Origin of the sequence: Kitasatospora arboriphila (assembly GCF_039528095.1) — a bacterium.
In the GTDB taxonomy this organism is placed as follows: Bacteria; Actinomycetota; Actinomycetes; order Streptomycetales; family Streptomycetaceae; genus Kitasatospora; species Kitasatospora arboriphila.
In genome coordinates this window covers 30,878-46,669 of sequence record NZ_BAAALD010000005.1, presented here as the reverse complement: position 1 = coordinate 46,669, position 15,792 = coordinate 30,878, and the positions used below count along the sequence as shown (strand labels likewise).

General features: G+C 72.9%; 15 protein-coding genes. 11 read left to right on the top strand and 4 right to left on the bottom strand.

Annotated features, from left to right (window positions below; genetic code table 11):
• Positions 1–70 precede the first annotated feature (70 nt).
• From ABD353_RS04185 to ABD353_RS04170, 4 genes are all read left to right on the top strand, one after another.
• Positions 71–1,228 (top strand): 5-(carboxyamino)imidazole ribonucleotide synthase, encoded by a 1,158-nt coding sequence (locus ABD353_RS04185; protein WP_344622083.1) that lies wholly within the window; start codon positions 71–73, stop codon positions 1,226–1,228.
• Entirely contained in the window at positions 1,225–1,743 is a 519-nt protein-coding gene (gene purE, locus ABD353_RS04180; RefSeq protein ID WP_344622082.1) for a 5-(carboxyamino)imidazole ribonucleotide mutase, read from the top strand. The genes ABD353_RS04185 and purE overlap by 4 nt, the downstream gene beginning before the upstream one ends.
• Before the next feature lie 63 nt (positions 1,744–1,806).
• The gene (locus tag ABD353_RS04175) at positions 1,807–3,003 is read left to right on the top strand and encodes a dipeptidase (protein WP_344622081.1); all 1,197 of its coding nucleotides are present in this window, start codon (positions 1,807–1,809) and stop codon (positions 3,001–3,003) included.
• 25 nt (positions 3,004–3,028) lie between these two features.
• The gene (locus tag ABD353_RS04170) at positions 3,029–3,859 is read left to right on the top strand and encodes a MerR family transcriptional regulator (RefSeq protein ID WP_344622080.1); all 831 of its coding nucleotides are present in this window, start codon (positions 3,029–3,031) and stop codon (positions 3,857–3,859) included.
• Between the two features lie 25 nt (positions 3,860–3,884).
• Here ABD353_RS04170 and ABD353_RS04165 read toward each other — a convergent pair whose 3' ends face one another.
• A complete protein-coding gene (locus tag ABD353_RS04165; RefSeq protein WP_344622079.1) occupies positions 3,885–4,292 on the bottom strand; it encodes a CoA-binding protein in 408 nt (135 codons plus the stop codon).
• Between the two features lie 28 nt (positions 4,293–4,320).
• Entirely contained in the window at positions 4,321–5,664 is a 1,344-nt protein-coding gene (locus ABD353_RS04160) for a UDP-glucose dehydrogenase family protein (protein WP_344622078.1), read from the bottom strand.
• 165 nt (positions 5,665–5,829) lie between these two features.
• Between ABD353_RS04160 and ABD353_RS04155 the strand changes: the two genes are divergently transcribed.
• A complete protein-coding gene (locus tag ABD353_RS04155) occupies positions 5,830–7,008 on the top strand; it encodes an LCP family protein (protein WP_344622077.1) in 1,179 nt (392 codons plus the stop codon).
• A gap of 116 nt (positions 7,009–7,124) precedes the next feature.
• Positions 7,125–8,288, top strand: a complete 1,164-nt coding sequence (locus tag ABD353_RS04150) for an acyl-CoA dehydrogenase family protein (RefSeq protein ID WP_344622076.1) — start codon at positions 7,125–7,127, stop codon at positions 8,286–8,288.
• A 26-nt stretch (positions 8,289–8,314) separates the two neighbouring features.
• Here the strand turns inward: ABD353_RS04150 and ABD353_RS04145 are convergent, their stop codons facing one another.
• Positions 8,315–8,842: a hypothetical protein gene (locus ABD353_RS04145; protein WP_344622075.1), complete on the bottom strand. Its 528-nt coding sequence runs from the start codon at positions 8,840–8,842 to the stop codon at positions 8,315–8,317.
• A 118-nt stretch (positions 8,843–8,960) separates the two neighbouring features.
• Positions 8,961–10,319: an LCP family protein gene (locus tag ABD353_RS04140; protein WP_344622074.1), complete on the bottom strand. Its 1,359-nt coding sequence runs from the start codon at positions 10,317–10,319 to the stop codon at positions 8,961–8,963.
• 402 nt (positions 10,320–10,721) lie between these two features.
• On the opposite strand from ABD353_RS04140, the gene ssuE reads away from it, so the two are divergent.
• From ssuE to ABD353_RS04115, 5 genes are all read left to right on the top strand, one after another.
• Positions 10,722–11,276 carry an NADPH-dependent FMN reductase gene (ssuE, locus tag ABD353_RS04135; protein ID WP_344622073.1) on the top strand — a complete coding sequence of 185 codons (555 nt, stop codon included), beginning with the start codon at positions 10,722–10,724 and terminating at the stop codon, positions 11,274–11,276.
• Between the two features lie 182 nt (positions 11,277–11,458).
• Positions 11,459–12,316 (top strand): ABC transporter ATP-binding protein, encoded by an 858-nt coding sequence (locus tag ABD353_RS04130; protein ID WP_425555071.1) that lies wholly within the window; start codon positions 11,459–11,461, stop codon positions 12,314–12,316.
• A 16-nt stretch (positions 12,317–12,332) separates the two neighbouring features.
• Positions 12,333–14,906, top strand: coding sequence for an ABC transporter permease (locus ABD353_RS04125; RefSeq protein ID WP_344622071.1), 2,574 nt, complete (start codon positions 12,333–12,335; stop codon positions 14,904–14,906).
• A gap of 178 nt (positions 14,907–15,084) precedes the next feature.
• Positions 15,085–15,420, top strand: coding sequence for a hypothetical protein (locus ABD353_RS04120; RefSeq protein ID WP_344622070.1), 336 nt, complete (start codon positions 15,085–15,087; stop codon positions 15,418–15,420).
• Positions 15,414–15,740, top strand: coding sequence for a hypothetical protein (locus tag ABD353_RS04115; protein WP_344622069.1), 327 nt, complete (start codon positions 15,414–15,416; stop codon positions 15,738–15,740). Before ABD353_RS04120 ends, ABD353_RS04115 begins: the two co-directional genes overlap by 7 nt.
• Positions 15,741–15,792: the final 52 nt, after the last annotated feature.

Sequence of the window (15,792 nt, the reverse complement as noted above, 5' to 3'; positions counted from 1 at the left end):
CGGTCGCCCTCCCGTCTCCCGGTGAACCACCGGTGCACCGGCTCCGACCGGCCCGGATATCCTGGGCAGCGTGACTTTCGCGGGCAGTGCAAAATTTCCAGTGGTCGGCGTGATCGGTGGCGGACAGCTGGCGCGCATGGCGCACCAGGCCGGCATCCCGCTCGGCATCCGTTTCCGGCTCCTCGCCGACACCCCCCAGGACTCCGCGGCGCAGGTGGTGTCCGACGTGGTCCTCGGTGACTACCGGGACCTGGAGACGCTGCGCCGCTTCGCCGCCGGCTGCGACGTGATCACCTTCGACCACGAGCACGTGCCGACCGAGCACCTGCGGGCGCTGCAGGCCGACGGCGTGGCCGTCCGGCCCGGCCCGGACGCCCTGGTGAACGCCCAGGACAAGGGCGTGATGCGGGCGAAGCTGGACTCGATCGGCGTGCCCTGCCCGCGCCACCGGATCGTCGCCGACCCGGCCGACGTGACCGCCTTCGCGGAGGAGGGCGCCGGCTACCCGGTCGTCCTGAAGACCGTCCGCGGCGGCTACGACGGCAAGGGCGTCTGGGTCGTCGCCGACGAGGCCGAGGCCGCCGCGCCGTTCCTGGCCGGCGTTCCGGTGCTGGCCGAGGAGAAGGTCGACTTCCTGCGCGAGCTGGCCGCGAACGTCGTCCGCTCGCCCAGCGGCCAGGCCGTCGCCTACCCGGTGGTGGAGAGCATCCAGGAGAACGGCGTCTGCGCCGAGGTCACCGCGCCCGCGCCGGACCTCGCCCCGGAGCTCGCCGCCGAGGCCCAGCAGCTCGCGCTGCGGATCGCCGGCGAGCTGGACATCACCGGCCACCTCGCGGTGGAGCTGTTCCAGACCCGGGACGGCCGCATCCTCGTCAACGAGCTGGCGATGCGCCCGCACAACTCCGGCCACTGGTCCCAGGACGGCTCGGTCACCTCGCAGTTCGAGAACCACCTGCGGGCCGTCCTCGACCTGCCGCTCGGCGACCCGCGCCCGCGCGCCCCGTGGACGGTCATGGTCAACGTGCTCGGCGGCGACTACCCGGACATGTACCACGCCTTCCTGCACTGCATGGCCCGCGACCCCGGCCTCAAGATCCACATGTACGGCAAGGACGTGAAGCCGGGCCGCAAGGTCGGCCACGTCAACGTCGTCGGGGACGACCTCGACGACGTCCGTGAGCGCGCCCGCCACGCGGCCGCCTACCTGCGAGGGACGATCACCGAATGACCAACCCCGAGGCTCCGCTCGTCGGCATCGTCATGGGCTCGGACTCCGACTGGCCCGTGATGGAGGCCGCCGCGCAGGCGCTGGCCGAGTTCGAGGTCCCCTTCGAGGTGGACGTCGTCTCCGCCCACCGCATGCCGCGCGAGATGGTGGCGTACGGCGAGCAGGCGCACGCCCGCGGGCTGAAGGCGATCATCGCCGGGGCCGGCGGCGCCGCCCACCTCCCCGGCATGCTGGCCTCCGTCACGCCGCTGCCGGTCATCGGCGTCCCGGTGCCGCTGAAGTACCTGGACGGCATGGACAGCCTGATGTCGATCGTGCAGATGCCCGCCGGCGTACCGGTGGCCACCGTGTCGATCGCCGGCGCCCGCAACGCCGGCCTGCTGGCCGTGCGGATGCTCGCCGCCTTCGACCCGGAGCTCGCCGAGCGGATGGTGGACTTCCAGGCCGAGCTGAACGCCCAGGCCACCGAGAAGGGCAAGAAGCTCCGCGCCCGCGCGGGCGGCAACCAGGGCTGAGCCCCTCGACCGGCCCGGGCCGATCGCCCGGGCCGGGCGGGCGCGCCGGTGTAGAACGGGGGGATGACCCCTGAACTGCTCGCCCGCGCCCGCGCCGTGCTCCGCGACACCCCCGTGGTGGACGGGCACAACGACCTCCCCTGGGCGATGCGCTCCCAGGTCGGCTACGACCTGGGAGCGCTCGACCTGGCGGCCGACCAGAGCGCCCGCCTGCACACCGACCTCGGCCGGCTCCGCGCCGGCGGGGTCGGTGCGCAGTTCTGGTCGGTTTACGTGCGCAGCGACTTCGCCGGCGACCGGGCGGTCAGCGCCACCCTGGAGCAGATCGACTTCGTGCACGCCCTGACCGCGCGCTACCCCGGGGTGCTGCGCCTCGCGCTGACCGCGGACGACATGGAGGCGGCCCGCGCCGAGGGCCGGATCGCCTCGCTGATGGGCGCCGAGGGCGGGCATTCGATCGACAGCTCGCTGGCCACCCTGCGCGCCCTGCACACCCTGGGCGTGCGGTACCTGACGCTCACCCACAACGACAACGTGCCGTGGGCGGACTCCGCCACCGACCTGCCGGCCGCGGGCGGCCTGACCGCCTTCGGCGAGGAGGTCGTCCGCGAGATGAACCGGCTCGGCATGCTGGTCGACCTCTCGCACACCTCCGCCGACACCATGCGGGACGCGCTCCGGGTCTCCGAGGCGCCGGTGATCTTCTCGCACTCCTCCGCGCGCGCCGTCTGCGACCACCCGCGCAACGTCCCGGACGACGTGCTCGCCGCGCTGCCCGCCAACGGCGGCCTGGCGATGGCCACCTTCGTGCCGAAGTTCGTGCTGCCCGCCGCGATCGAGTGGACGCTGGCCGCGGACGAGAACATGCGCGCGCACGGCTTCCACGCACTGGAGACCACGCCCGCCGCGATGGACTGCCAGCGCGCCTACGAGGCCGCCCACCCGCGGCCGGTGGCCACCCCGGCCACGGTCGCCGACCACCTCGACCACATGCGGGAGGTCGCCGGGATCGACCACATCGGCATCGGCGGCGACTTCGACGGCACCGCCTTCGTCCCGGCCGGGCTGGACGACGTCGCCGGCTACCCGAACCTGATCGCCGAACTCCTCGGCCGCGGCTGGTCCGAGGCCGACCTGTCCAAGCTGACCTGGCACAACGCCGTCCGGGTGCTGCGCGGGGCGGAGACGGCGGCCCGTCGGCTGCAGGCCGTCCGCGGCCCGTCCATCGCCACCCGGGAGCAGTTGGACGGCCGGGGTTGACCTTGCCCCTGGGGCAGACGGGAGCGTGGACGACGTGGAGGACGAAGCACTGCTCGGCATCGGCGCGTTCGCCCGCCGCGCCCGGCTCTCGGCCAAGGCGCTGCGGCTGTACGACCGGCAGGGCCTGCTGCCGCCCGACCGGGTCGACCCGGTCACCGGCTACCGGTACTACCGGGAGGACCGGCTGCAGGCGGCCCGGCTGATCGTCCGGCTGCGCGGGCTGGACATGCCGCTCGCGACCGTGGCCGAGGTGCTGGCCGCGCCCGGGCCGCGGGCCGCCGAACTGGTGGCCGCGTACTGGGAGTCGGTCGAGCACCGGATCGCGGCGCAGCGCGAGCTGGCTTCGCACCTCCGCATCCGACTGGCAGGAGACGAAGGGAGATCGGACATGTACCGGATCGAGGAGCGCGAGGTCCCGGAGCAGCTGGTGCTCACCGAGCAGCGGCACGCCCGGCCGGAGGACCTGCCGGTGTGGATCCCCGAGGCGACCGGGCGGCTGGTCGCGGCCGCGGGGGAGTACGGCGGGGTCGCCGCGGCGCCGTTCGTGGTCTACCACGGCGAGGTCAGCGAGGACAGCGACGGGCCGGTCGAGGTCTGCGTGCCGATCGCCGCCGCGCAGGCGGACGGCGTCGCGCACGCGCACCGGACGGAGCCGGCGCACCGCGAGGCGTACACCACCATCACCAAGGCGCAGGTGGCCTACCCGCAGATCCTGTCGGCCTACGACGCGGTCTTCGAGTGGGCGAAGGCCGAGGACCGCACCGTGGTGTCGGCCCCGCGCGAGGTCTACTTCGCGGACTGGGCCGCCGCCGCGGACGGCGAGCCGGTCTGCGACATCGCGGTGCCGGTGGAGTAGCGGAACGGCCGCCGGGGGCGGCGGGTCAGAGCAGCGGCAGCTCGATGGCCGGGCACTTGTCCATGACCATGTCGAGCCCGGCGGCCCTGGTCCGCTCCCAGGCGGCCTCGTCCACCACGTCCAGCTGGAACCAGACCGCCTTGGCGCCCACCACGACGGCCTGGCCGCCGACCTCGCCGGCCAGGCCGCTGTTCACGAACACGTCGACCACGTCGACCGGGAAGGGGATGTCGGCGAGCGTGGCGTAGCCCTGCTCGCCGAGCACCGTCTCGGCCTTCGGGTGCACCGGCACCACGCGCTTGCCGGCCCGCTGCAGCACCCGGGCGACGCCGTACGCCGCCCGTCGGGTGTTGGTGGACAGGCCGACCACCGCCCAGGTGTCGCCGGACTCCCGGAGGATCCTGCGGACCGTCGCCTCGTCTCCGTACGTCATGCCGGGGACAACCCGTGCCGGGCCGCGGTCATTCCGCGCCGGGCCGGCCCATCGCCCGGTAGGTCCAGCCGGCGGCCCGCCAGGCGGCCGCGTCCAGCACGTTCCGGCCGTCCAGGATCCGCCGCTCGGCGACCAGCGCGCCGGCCTCCGCAGGGTCGAGCTCGCGGAACTCCTGCCACTCCGTCAGGTGCAGCACCACGTGGGCGCCCTGAACGGCCTCCAGTGCGGAGTCCGCGTAGGACAGGCTGGGGAACATCTTGCGGGCGTTGTCCATCGCCTTGGGGTCGTACACGGTGACCTGGGCGCCCTGCAGCTGGATCTGCCCGGCGACGTTCAGCGCGGGGGAGTCCCGGATGTCGTCGGAGTTCGGCTTGAAGGCCGCGCCGAGCACGGCCACCCGGCGGCCCAGGAAGCCGCCGCCGCACTGCTCGCGGGCGAGCTCGACCATCCGCGAGCGGCGCCGCATGTTGATCGAGTCGACCTCGCGCAGGAAGGTCAGCGCCTGGTCCGCGCCCAGCTCGCCGGCCCGGGCCATGAACGCCCGGATGTCCTTGGGCAGGCAGCCGCCGCCGAAGCCGAGGCCGGCGTTGAGGAACCTGCCGCCGATCCTGGCGTCGTAGGAGAGCGCCTTGGACAGCTGGACGACGTCCGCGCCGGCCGACTCGCAGACCTCGGCCATCGCGTTGATGAACGAGATCTTGGTGGCCAGGAAGGAGTTCGCGGCGGCCTTGACCAGCTCGGCCGTCGGGAAGTCGGTCACCACGAAGGGCACGCCCTCGGAGACCGGCGTCGCGTACACCTCGCGCAGCAGCTGCTCGGCGCGCTCGCTGCGCACGCCGACCACCAGCCGGTCCGGGTGCAGGGTGTCGCCGACCGCGAAGCCCTCCCGGAGGAACTCCGGGTTCCAGGCCAGCTCGGCCTGCTCGCCGACCGGCGCCAGGGCGGCCAGCCGCTCGGCCAGCCGGCTCGCGCTGCCGACCGGCACGGTCGACTTGCCGACCACCAGGGTCGGCCGGGTCAGGTGGACGGCCAGCGAGTCGAGGGCGCTGTCGACATAGCTCATGTCGGCGGCGAACTCGCCCTTCTTCTGCGGGGTGTTGGTGCAGATGAAGTGGACGTCGCCGAACTCGGCCACCTCCTCGTACGAGGTGGTGAAGCGCAGCCGGCCGGTCGAGCCCTCGTGGCCGGGCACGTGCTTGACCAGCAGCTCGGCGAGGCCCGGCTCGTACATCGGCACCCGGCCCGCGGCGAGCGACGCTATCTTCTCCGGGTCGATGTCCAGGCCGAGCACCTCGAAGCCGAGCTCCGCCATGCAGGCGGCGTGCGTCGCGCCGAGGTAACCGGTGCCGATCACCGTGATGCGGAGGGCCACGTGCTTCCCCTTCAGTCCAGGTTGCCGGGCCGCCCGGGGTGACCGGCGGCCGCAGCCACTGATGGTAGCCGGGGCCGGGCTCGCGGCGAACCCCGTCGATAACGGCGCGGTTGCCGAAATCCCGACCCGGGCCCGCGGGGGCGCGCAGGGCGGCACAATGCGCGCATGGCAGCGAGGGAGCGCGACGAAGCGGCGGGGGAGCGCCCGGCAACGCTGAGCCTCTTCGAGGGCGTGCGGGCGGACGGGGCGGACGACGGGGACGGGGACGAGGGGGCCGCCGACGGCGCCCCGCCGTCCGGGGACGGCGAGGACCGGCGCAGGCGCCGCACCCGCCGGGTGCTGGTCTGGACGCTGGTGGCGCTGCTCGGCCTGCTGTTCGGCGGGGCGGGCGCCGCCTACTGGACGGTGGACCACTACGCGTCCTCGGTGGACCGGATCCCCGGGGCCTTCCCCACCCTGCCGGTCGACAGGCAGCCGGCGGCCGTGCCGAACGCCGGCACCACCTTCCTGCTGGTCGGCCTGGACGCCCGCTCCGACGTGGCCACCACCGGCAAGGAGGCGAAGGCGCCCGCCTGGAAGGCCGGCGCGCAGCGCAGCGACACCATGATGCTGCTGCACATAGCGGCCGACCGGAGGAGCGCGTCGATCATCTCGCTCGCCCGCGACACCCTGGTGGACGTCCCCGGCCACGGGAAGGCGAAGATCAACGCGGCCTACTCCTGGGGCGGCCCGTCACTGATGGTCGAGACGGTGCAGAACCTCACCGGTATCCGGATCGACCACATCGCGGTGATCGACTGGAACGGCTTCCGGGCGCTGACCGACGCGGTCGGCGGCGTCGACATCACCGTTCCGCAGACCATCGAGGGCCGCGGCGAGGCCCGCCAGTGGGACGCCGGCACCCACCACATGGACGGCGCGCAGGCACTGCTCTACGTCCGCGAGCGGTACGGACTGCCCAACGGGGACCTGGACCGCAGCAAGCGCCAGCAGAACTTCCTGCGCGCCCTGATGATCCAGACCATGGACGCCGGCACCCTCGGCAGCCCGGCCCGGCTCACCGGCCTGCTGCAGGCCGTCGGCGAGGTGGTCAGCGTGGACGACCGGCTCAGCAACACCGACCTCTACGAGCTCGCCTGGAGCCTGCGCGGGCTGCGCCCGGACGGCGTGCGCTTCATGAACGCGCCTTTCGGCGGCTTCGACAGCGTGGACGGGCAGTCCGTGGTGCTGCTCGACCGGGCGGCCGCGACCACGCTCTGGGAGGCGGTCCGCAACGACCGCATGGACCAGTACCTGGCCGAGCACAGCACCACCAGCGACACCCTCGGCGACAGCGTGCGGTGAGCCGTGCGGCGGCCGCCTGTTGTGCATGTCACGCTGCCGGGGGATCGCGGTGCGCGCCTAGAATGAGTGGTGATACAGCTACTTAACGGTAACTAACCACGCTAGGGGCGAGGCAGATGGCGGGCAATTCCGGAGCGGATTTCGACCTCTTCCGGTTGGCCGAGGAGCACGACATGCTCCGTGACGCGGTGCGGTCGCTGGCCGAGGCGAAGATCGCCCCGTTCGCGGCCGAGGTCGACGAGCAGGGCCGTTTCCCGAGCGAGGCGCTGGAGGCGCTGCAGGGCAACGACCTGCACGCGGTGCACGTGCCCGAGGAGTACGGCGGCGCCGGCGCGGACGCGCTGGCCACCGTGATCGTGATCGAGGAGGTCGCCCGGGTCTGCGCCTCCTCCTCGCTGATCCCCGCGGTCAACAAGCTCGGCTCGCTGCCCGTCCAGCTGTCCGGCTCCGAGGAGCTGAAGGCCAAGTACCTCGGCGCGCTGGCCCGCGGCGAGGGCATGTTCTCCTACTGCCTGTCCGAGCCGGAGGCCGGCTCGGACGCGGCCGGCATGAAGACCCGCGCGGTGCGCGACGGCGACTTCTGGGTCCTCAACGGCGTCAAGCGGTGGATCACCAACGCCGGCGTCTCCGAGTTCTACACCGTGATGGCCGTCACCGACCCGGAGAAGCGCTCCAAGGGCATCTCCGCGTTCGTGGTCGAGAAGGGCGACGAGGGCGTCTCCTTCGGCGCCCCGGAGAAGAAGCTCGGCATCAAGGGCTCGCCGACCCGCGAGGTCTACTTCGACAACGTGCGGATCCCCGCCGACCGGATGATCGGCGCCGAGGGCACCGGCTTCGCCACCGCGATGAAGACCCTCGACCACACCCGGGTCACCATCGCCGCCCAGGCGATCGGCATCGCCCAGGGCGCCCTCGACTACGCCAAGGGCTACGTCCAGGAGCGCAAGCAGTTCGGCAAGGCCATCGCCGAGTTCCAGGGCGTGCAGTTCATGCTCGCCGACATGGCGATGAAGCTGGAGGCCGCCCGGCAGCTCACCTACGCCGCCGCCGCGAAGTCCCAGCGCACGGACGGCGACCTGACGTTCTTCGGCGCCGCCGCCAAGTGCTTCGCCTCCGACGTCGCGATGGAGATCACCACCGACGCCGTCCAGCTGCTCGGCGGCTACGGCTACACCCGCGACTACCCGGTCGAGCGGATGATGCGCGACGCCAAGATCACCCAGATCTACGAGGGCACCAACCAGGTCCAGCGCATCGTCATGGCCCGCAACCTCCCGTAGGCCCCCGGGCCCCGACAGGTCCCCCGTCAGGCGAGCCGCCCGCCCGCCGGACGGGGGACCTGCGGCGTTCCGGGCCGCTCCGCCCCGGTCCCCGGCGTCCCGGGCCCGTCCGCTCCTGGCCGCTCGCGCAGGCCGATGCAGCGCGCCGGGATGCCGGCCCAGATCTCCCCGCGCCCGGTGGAGCGGGTCAGCACCGCGTTGGCGCCGACGATCGTCCCGGCGCCCACCGTCAGCACGCCCTCCTTGCAGACGATCCGCGCCCCGGCGCAGACCACCACGCCGTCCTCCAGCACCACCCGCCGCATCGCGCTGCTCTCCTGCGGCACCCACGGGTCGGCCCGGCCCACGGTGACCCCGTTGTAGAGCGTCACCCCGGCGCCGATCGTGGTGTACGGGTGCAGCACCGTGCCGAAGCCGCGGTGGAACACCGCCAGCCCCGGCCCGATCTCCACCGCGGCCGGCACCTCCATCCCGTACAGCGCCAGGGCCTCCTGGACGAGGCGGCCCAGCAGCGGGTGGCGGCGGCGGTAGATCAAGGACGTCACCAGAGACATGCGGCACATTGTGACGGAGCGGCGACGCAGCGTCCCCGAAACCGGCGTGCGGGGCCGCGCACCGTCCCCAGGACGGCGCGCGACCCCGCACGGGCGCCGCAACTGCGCTGTGGTGCGCCTACTTCTTCAGGTCCGGCACCGGGGTGTCGTTCTTGAAGGCGTCGAAGACCTGCTTGGACTTGGTCGCGTCCCACTTGACCGCCGACTCGCCGGTCGGGGTGCGGAAGTCCGGGTTGCCGATCGGCACCGTGATGGACTTGCCGTCACCGCCGGAGACGCCCTTCATGGCCAGGAAGAGCGAGCCGAGGTCGGTCAGGCCGGCGTCCTCGTCCACGATCAGGGTGCCCAGGCCCGAGCTCACCATCGGGTAGAAGGTGAACGGGTTCAGCAGGGTCGCCGGGGAGGCGGCCTGGCTCGCCAGCGCGCTCAGGAACTTCTGCTGGTTGCGCATCCGGCCGAGGTCCTGGTCGGCCATCTGGTGCCGCTGGCGGACGAAGGCGAGCGACTGCTTGCCGCTCAGGGTCTGGCAGCCGGCCTTCAGGTCGAGGCCGGAGTCCCGGTCCTTGACGGCCTGGTCGATGCACATGTCCACACCGCCGACCGAGTCGACGATCCCGACGAAGCCGGCGAAACCGATCTCCGCGTAGTGGTCGATGTGCACCCCGGTGTTGGTCTCCACCGTCTGCACCAGCAGCCGGCCGCCGCCGCGCGCGAAGGCCGCGTTGATCTTTGACGTCGCCTGCGGGACGGTCTTGCCGCTGCCGCTGGTGTCCAGGTGCGCCGGGATGGTCACCCAGGAGTCGCGCGGGATCGACATCAGGGTGTTCCCGTTGTCGCCGATGTGCAGCAGCATCATCGAGTCGCTGCGCTTGCCCTGCGCCGAGCCGGTGTGCAGCGCGTCCTCGTCGGCGTCCGACAGGCCCTCCCGGCTGTCCGAACCCACGATCAGCCAGTTGGTGCCCTTGCCCGCCGCCGGACGGTTGTCGTACGGGGCCAGCACGTTCTCGTGGTTCAGCTTGGAGTCGGCCCACACGTAGGTGCCGATCCCGGTCACCAGCAGCGCGCCGACCAGCGCCAGCGCACCGACCTTGATCTTCCGGCTGCGCGGCCAGCGCGGGGCCGCGGCCGGCGCGTCCGGCCCCGGGCCGCCCGGGCCGCCGGGCCGGACGGGCGCGCCGGGTGCACCGGGACCCGCCGGACGGCCGTGACCGGGCTGCTGCGGCACCCCCTGCCCGCGGTCCTGCTGCGGCGGTCGGCCGTAGCCCTGCTGCTGCGGCGGTACGGCCGGACCGCCGTACCCGCCGTGGCCCCCCTGGGCACCCCCCTGGACACCGCCCGGCGCCCCCGCACCGGCACCGCGCGGGTTGAGCTCCGGCGGCAGCGGCGGGTCGGCGGCCGCACCGCCCTGGCGGTACCCGCCGTTGCCCTGCCCGTACGCGCCCCCGCCCCCCGGGCGGTCCTCCTGCCACGTGTTCATGTGGGAGAGGATGCCCGAAACCGGCACGCCGCAGTTGTCCGGCCCCCGCCCCGGAGCCCCTTGTATCCGATTTGATGCACGGCGCGGACGGATCGGCGGAATGTTCACCTGCTGGAACCAACCTTGACCGGCCGAAACGGCCCGTGCTTGCATCGTCGCCATGGGACAGCGAAGGATCCTCACGCGTCGGCGGCACGTCGACCTGCTGCGCGTGGCCCGCTCGCTCTGTCGTGGCTGACCGTTCGCCGACACCCCGTGCCCGCACCGCCCGCCCGGCCTCCCCAGGCCCGGACGCGCCGTGCCGTACCGCTTCCGATCCCCGCCGCGCCCCCACCGCGGCCCCGCCGCAGCCTTCCCGGGCACCCGCCCGCCGAGCGGCCCGCCACGACCCGAGGTGAACCCATGGCCACCGTCCTGTCCGTCTCCGGCTCCCCGTCGCCGACCTCCCGCACCACCCGGCTGCTCCGCCACGTCGACACCCTGCTCACCGCGCACGGCCACGAGGTCGTCCCCTTCGAGGTCCGCAGCCTGCCCGCCGAGGCCCTGCTCTCCGCCGACACCTCCGACCCCGCGATAGCCCGGGCACTGGAGCTGTTCGCCGAGGCCGACGGCATCGTCATCGGCACCCCCGTCTACAAGGCCGCCTACTCCGGACTGCTCAAGACCCTGCTCGACGTCCTCCCGCAGTACGCGCTGCGCGGCAAGGCCGTCCTGCCGCTCGCCACCGGCGGCTCGCCCGCCCACGTCCTCGCGGTGGACTACGCGCTGCGCCCGGTGCTCAGCTCGATGGGCGCCGGCCACATCACCCAGGGCTGGTTCGTCCTGGACCGCCACGTCACCACCCGGGAGGACGGCACCACCGCCCTCGAACCGGAGACGGAACTGCAGCTCACGCCGGTGGTCGACACCTTCGCCGCGGCGCTCGTGCGGACCGGGGAACTCGTCGCCGCCGGCTGACCCTGGTACCGGGGGTGCGGTCCCCTAGGGGGAGGGCGGCCGCACCCCGTACATCTCCCGGTCAACCGGCTTCCTCCCGACGGAGGACGAGACGGTTCCCGCCCGCTCCTAACGTGGTTCCTACAGCCTGCTCCTCCTTCCGGGGTGGTGCTGGCCCCACCTCCAAGACGGCTGCCTGCACCATGTCGCAGCACCGGCGGCCCTTGGCAGGCTGTGGGGCAACGGGTGGACGACGTACCGAGGAGAACCCAGTGACGACGGCAGCCAAAGCCGTGCATGACCACCAGACGCCGGGCGGGCAGGGCGCCTTCGCCGCCTCCGCACGCCAGGTGACCAAGGCCTACGGCGCCGGGGAGACCCGGGTCACGGCCCTCGACGCCGTCGACGTGGACATCCACCGCGGACGGTTCACCGCGATCATGGGCCCCTCGGGCTCCGGCAAGTCGACCCTGATGCACTGCCTCGCCGGCCTCGACACGGTCACCGAGGGGCGCATCTGGATCGGCGACGCCGAGATCACCGGCCTCAAGGACAAGCAGCTCACCCGGCTCCGCCGGGACAAGATCGGCTTCATCTTCCAGGCGTTCAACCTGCTGCCCACGCTGAACGCCCTGGAGAACATCACGCTCCCGATGGACATCGCCGGCCGCAAGCCCGACGCCGCCTGGCTCGACCAGGTCATCGAGACGGTCGGCCTCGCCGGGCGCCTCAAGCACCGGCCGACCCAGCTCTCCGGCGGCCAGCAGCAGCGCGTCGCGGTCGCCCGCGCCCTCGCCGCCCGGCCCGAGATCATCTTCGGTGACGAGCCCACCGGCAACCTCGACTCCCGCTCCGGCGCCGAGGTGCTCACCTTCCTGCGCCGCTCGGTCGACGAGCTGGGCCAGACCATCGTCATGGTCACCCACGACCCGGTCGCCGCCGGCTACGCGGACCGCGTGCTGTTCCTCGCCGACGGCCGGATCGTCGACGAGATGCACTCCCCGACCGCCGACTCCGTCCTCGAGCGCATGCGCCGCTTCGACGGCAAGCGCACCAGCTGAGCCGGGGGACGCACCGATGCTGCTCAAGACCTCACTACGGAGCTTCTTCGCCCACAAGGGGCGAATGGTCCTCTCACTGATCGCCGTCGTGCTGTCCGTGGCCTTCGTGTCCGGCACGCTCGTCTTCTCCAACACCGCCACCGGCACCTTCGACCGGCTCTTCGCCTCCACCGCCTCCGACCTGTCCGTCGGCCAGGCCAAGGACAAGCTCACCGCCGGCGAGCAGGACGGCGGCGCGCCCGCCACCGTCCCCGTCGACACGGTGCAGAAGCTCGCCGGCCTGCCCGGCGTGAAGACCGCCCTCGGCCAGGTCTTCGTCCAGAGCGCCACCCTGGTCGACCCGGCCACCAACAAGTCGGTCGGCCCGACCTCCGGCGCGCCCACGCTCACCGGCAACTGGGTCGACACCCCGCGCAACTCCGTCGACATCACCTCCGGCAGCGCCCCCAAGGGCGCCGGCCAGATCATGCTCGACGCCGACACCGCCAAGAAGGCCGGCCTCAAGCTCGGCAGCCAACTGCGCGTCATCACCCGCAGCGGCAACTACGACTTCACCATCTCCGGCATCGTCACCTTCCGGACGACCAACCCCGGTGCGGCGCTGGCCTTCATGGACACCCCCACCGCCCAGCAGGACCTCCTCGGCACCACCGCCTACACCACCGTCGAGGTCTTCGGCGACGGCAGCCGCACCGACGACCAGCTCAAGCAGCAGGCCCTCACCGCCCTCGGCACCGGCTACGAGGCCAAGACGGCCGCCGAGCAGAAGGCCGAGAACAACAAGGGCGTCGGCTCCTTCCTCAACTTCATGAAGTACGCCATGCTCGGCTTCGCCGGCATCTCCCTGCTGGTCGGCGGCTTCCTGATCATCAACACCTTCTCCATGCTGGTCGCCCAGCGCACCCGCGAGATCGGCCTGCTGCGCGCCATCGGCGGCAGCCGCAAGCAGGTCAACCGCTCGGTGATGGTCGAGGCGCTGATCCTCGGCGTGCTCGGCTCCACCATCGGCCTCGCCGCCGGTCTCGGCCTCGCCACCCTGCTGATCCAGCTGATGAAGGCCGTCGGGATGAACCTCGACGCCTCCTCGCTGGACATCACCTGGACGGTCCCGGCCGCCTCCTACGCGGTCGGCGTGCTGATCACCCTGCTCGCCGCCTGGTTCCCGGCCCGCCGCGCCGCCCGGATCTCCCCGATGGCCGCCCTGCGCGACCACGGCACCCCGGCCGAGGCCTCCGCCAACCGGATCCGCATCGTCGTCGGCCTGGTCGTCACCGGCCTCGGCGCGGCGAGCCTGGCCGCCGCCGCGAGCGCCGACAAGGCCGCCACCGGCGGCCAGTGGCTCGGCCTCGGCGTGCTGCTCAGCCTGATCGGCTTCGTGGTCATCGGCCCGCTGCTCGCCACCGGCATCATCCGAGTGCTGGGCGCCTTCCTGCCGGCCCTGTTCGGCCCGTCCGGCAAGCTCGCCCAGCGCAACGCGATGCGCAACCCGCGTCGCACCGGCGCCACCGCCGCCGCCCTGATGATCGGTCTCGCCCTGGTCACCGGTGCCTCCGTGGTGACCTCCTCGATGGTCAGCTCGGCCAACGCCCAGATCGACAAGTCGGTCGGCGCCGACTACATCGTCGCCGGCCAGGGGCCCGGCACCACCCTGACCCCGGCCATGGTCACCGCCGCCAAGGCGACCCCGGGCCTCGCCCACCTCACCGAGGCCAAGGAGGTGCCCGCTAAGGTCACCGCCCCGGACGGCGCCGGCACCGAGACCAAGCTGGTCGCCGCCACCCGGACGTTCGCCGAGGACTTCCGCCTCAAGTCCACCGCCGGCAGCATCACCGCCGCCTTCGACGGAGGCATCGCCGTCCCCCAGGACTGGGCCACCCAGCACAAGGTCAAGATCGGTGACTCGGTCAAGGTCGACTACGGCCGCGGTCGCACCCAGTCGCTGCCGGTCGGCCAGATCATCGACTCCGGCGAGTCGCTGTTCTCCGGTGCCTACATCGTCAACACCGACACGGTCACCAAGGTCGTCCCCGAGAAGGACCTGCCCGCCAGCATCCAGCTGTACGGCAAGGCCGCGCCCGGCGCCGACCCCGGCCAGACCCTGACCGCCCTGCAGAAGTCCCTGGAGGCCTACCCGCAGATCAGCGTCCGCGACCAGGCCGGCTACAAGGACCTGATCCAGCAGCAGGTCAACCAGCTGCTCTACATGGTCTACGGCCTGCTCGGCCTCGCGATCGTGGTCGCCGTCCTCGGCGTGGTCAACACGCTCGCCCTCTCGGTGGTCGAGCGGACCCGCGAGATCGGCCTGCTGCGGGCGATCGGCCTGTCCCGCCGTCAGCTGCGCCGGATGGTCCGTCTGGAGTCCGTGGTGATCGCGGTGTTCGGCGCGCTGCTCGGCACCGGCCTCGGCCTCGCCTGGGGCATCACCTCCCGCGAGGTGCTCGCCGGCCAGGGCCTGGACATCCTGACCGTCCCGGTCGGCACCATCGTCGGCATCCTGGTCGCCTCGGCGGTGGTCGGCCTCCTCGCCGCCCTCCTCCCGGCCTTCCGGGCGGGACGGATGAACATCCTGGCGGCCATCGCCACCGACTGACCGCACCACCGACGGGGGCCCGCGGTACATCCGCGGAACCGAAGGGGCCGGGCCGAGCGCCCGGCCCCTTCGGCGTTCCCACCGGCATCCCCTTCGGTGCATGCGGCGCGCCGTGCCGCCGCGCCCTCGGGCGGTCCCTGCCCGCGGCCACCACAGCGGCCCCTGCCATCATCGCCGCATGTCAGAGACGTCTCCCGCGGTAGACCCGGCTGCCGCCACCACCGCTGCCCCGGCTGCCGGAGCCCGGGCCGCCGGCAGCGCGGCCGCGTCCGGCGAGGAGACGCCCGCGGACGGTCGGCGCGAGCCGGCCCGGGTGGTCGGCATGCCGCTGGTGGCCCGCTGGGCCGTGGGCCCGGTCGTCGGAGTGATGTCGACCCTCTATGCCGCCGATGCCACCCGCCCCGGCTGGTGGGGCGGGCTGGTGGTCCCGCTGGGCGGAGCGCTCATGGCGCTGCTCGCCTTCTCCAGGACTTCACCTGGCAGATCGGCCAGGACCGCGACGGCCTGGTGCTGACCTCGGCCCTGCGGGCACGCCGCTGGAGCTGGGACGAGGTGAAGGACGCGTCGGCCCGCGGGAGCACGTTGACCGTGCGGTTCACGGACGGCCGGCAGGTGTCCGTCCGCAACTGGTCGACCCGGGTGGACGGTGTGCGCCTCAACCCCGGCGGCTTCGCGGTCTTCATGGCCGACGTGGTCTCCGCGTCGGCCCGCTCCCCGCAGCGCCGCCCGGCCGAGGTCCTGCCGGCCTCGGCCGTCGGCCGCCCGCAGCTGCTGCTGAACCGGCTCTCGCTCGCCGTCCTGGTGCTGGTCACGCTGGGCTGCCGCTTCCTGTGACACCCCTGATCACCCGGTGCGTCTCGGCGTCCGACACGCACGACGCGCCTGA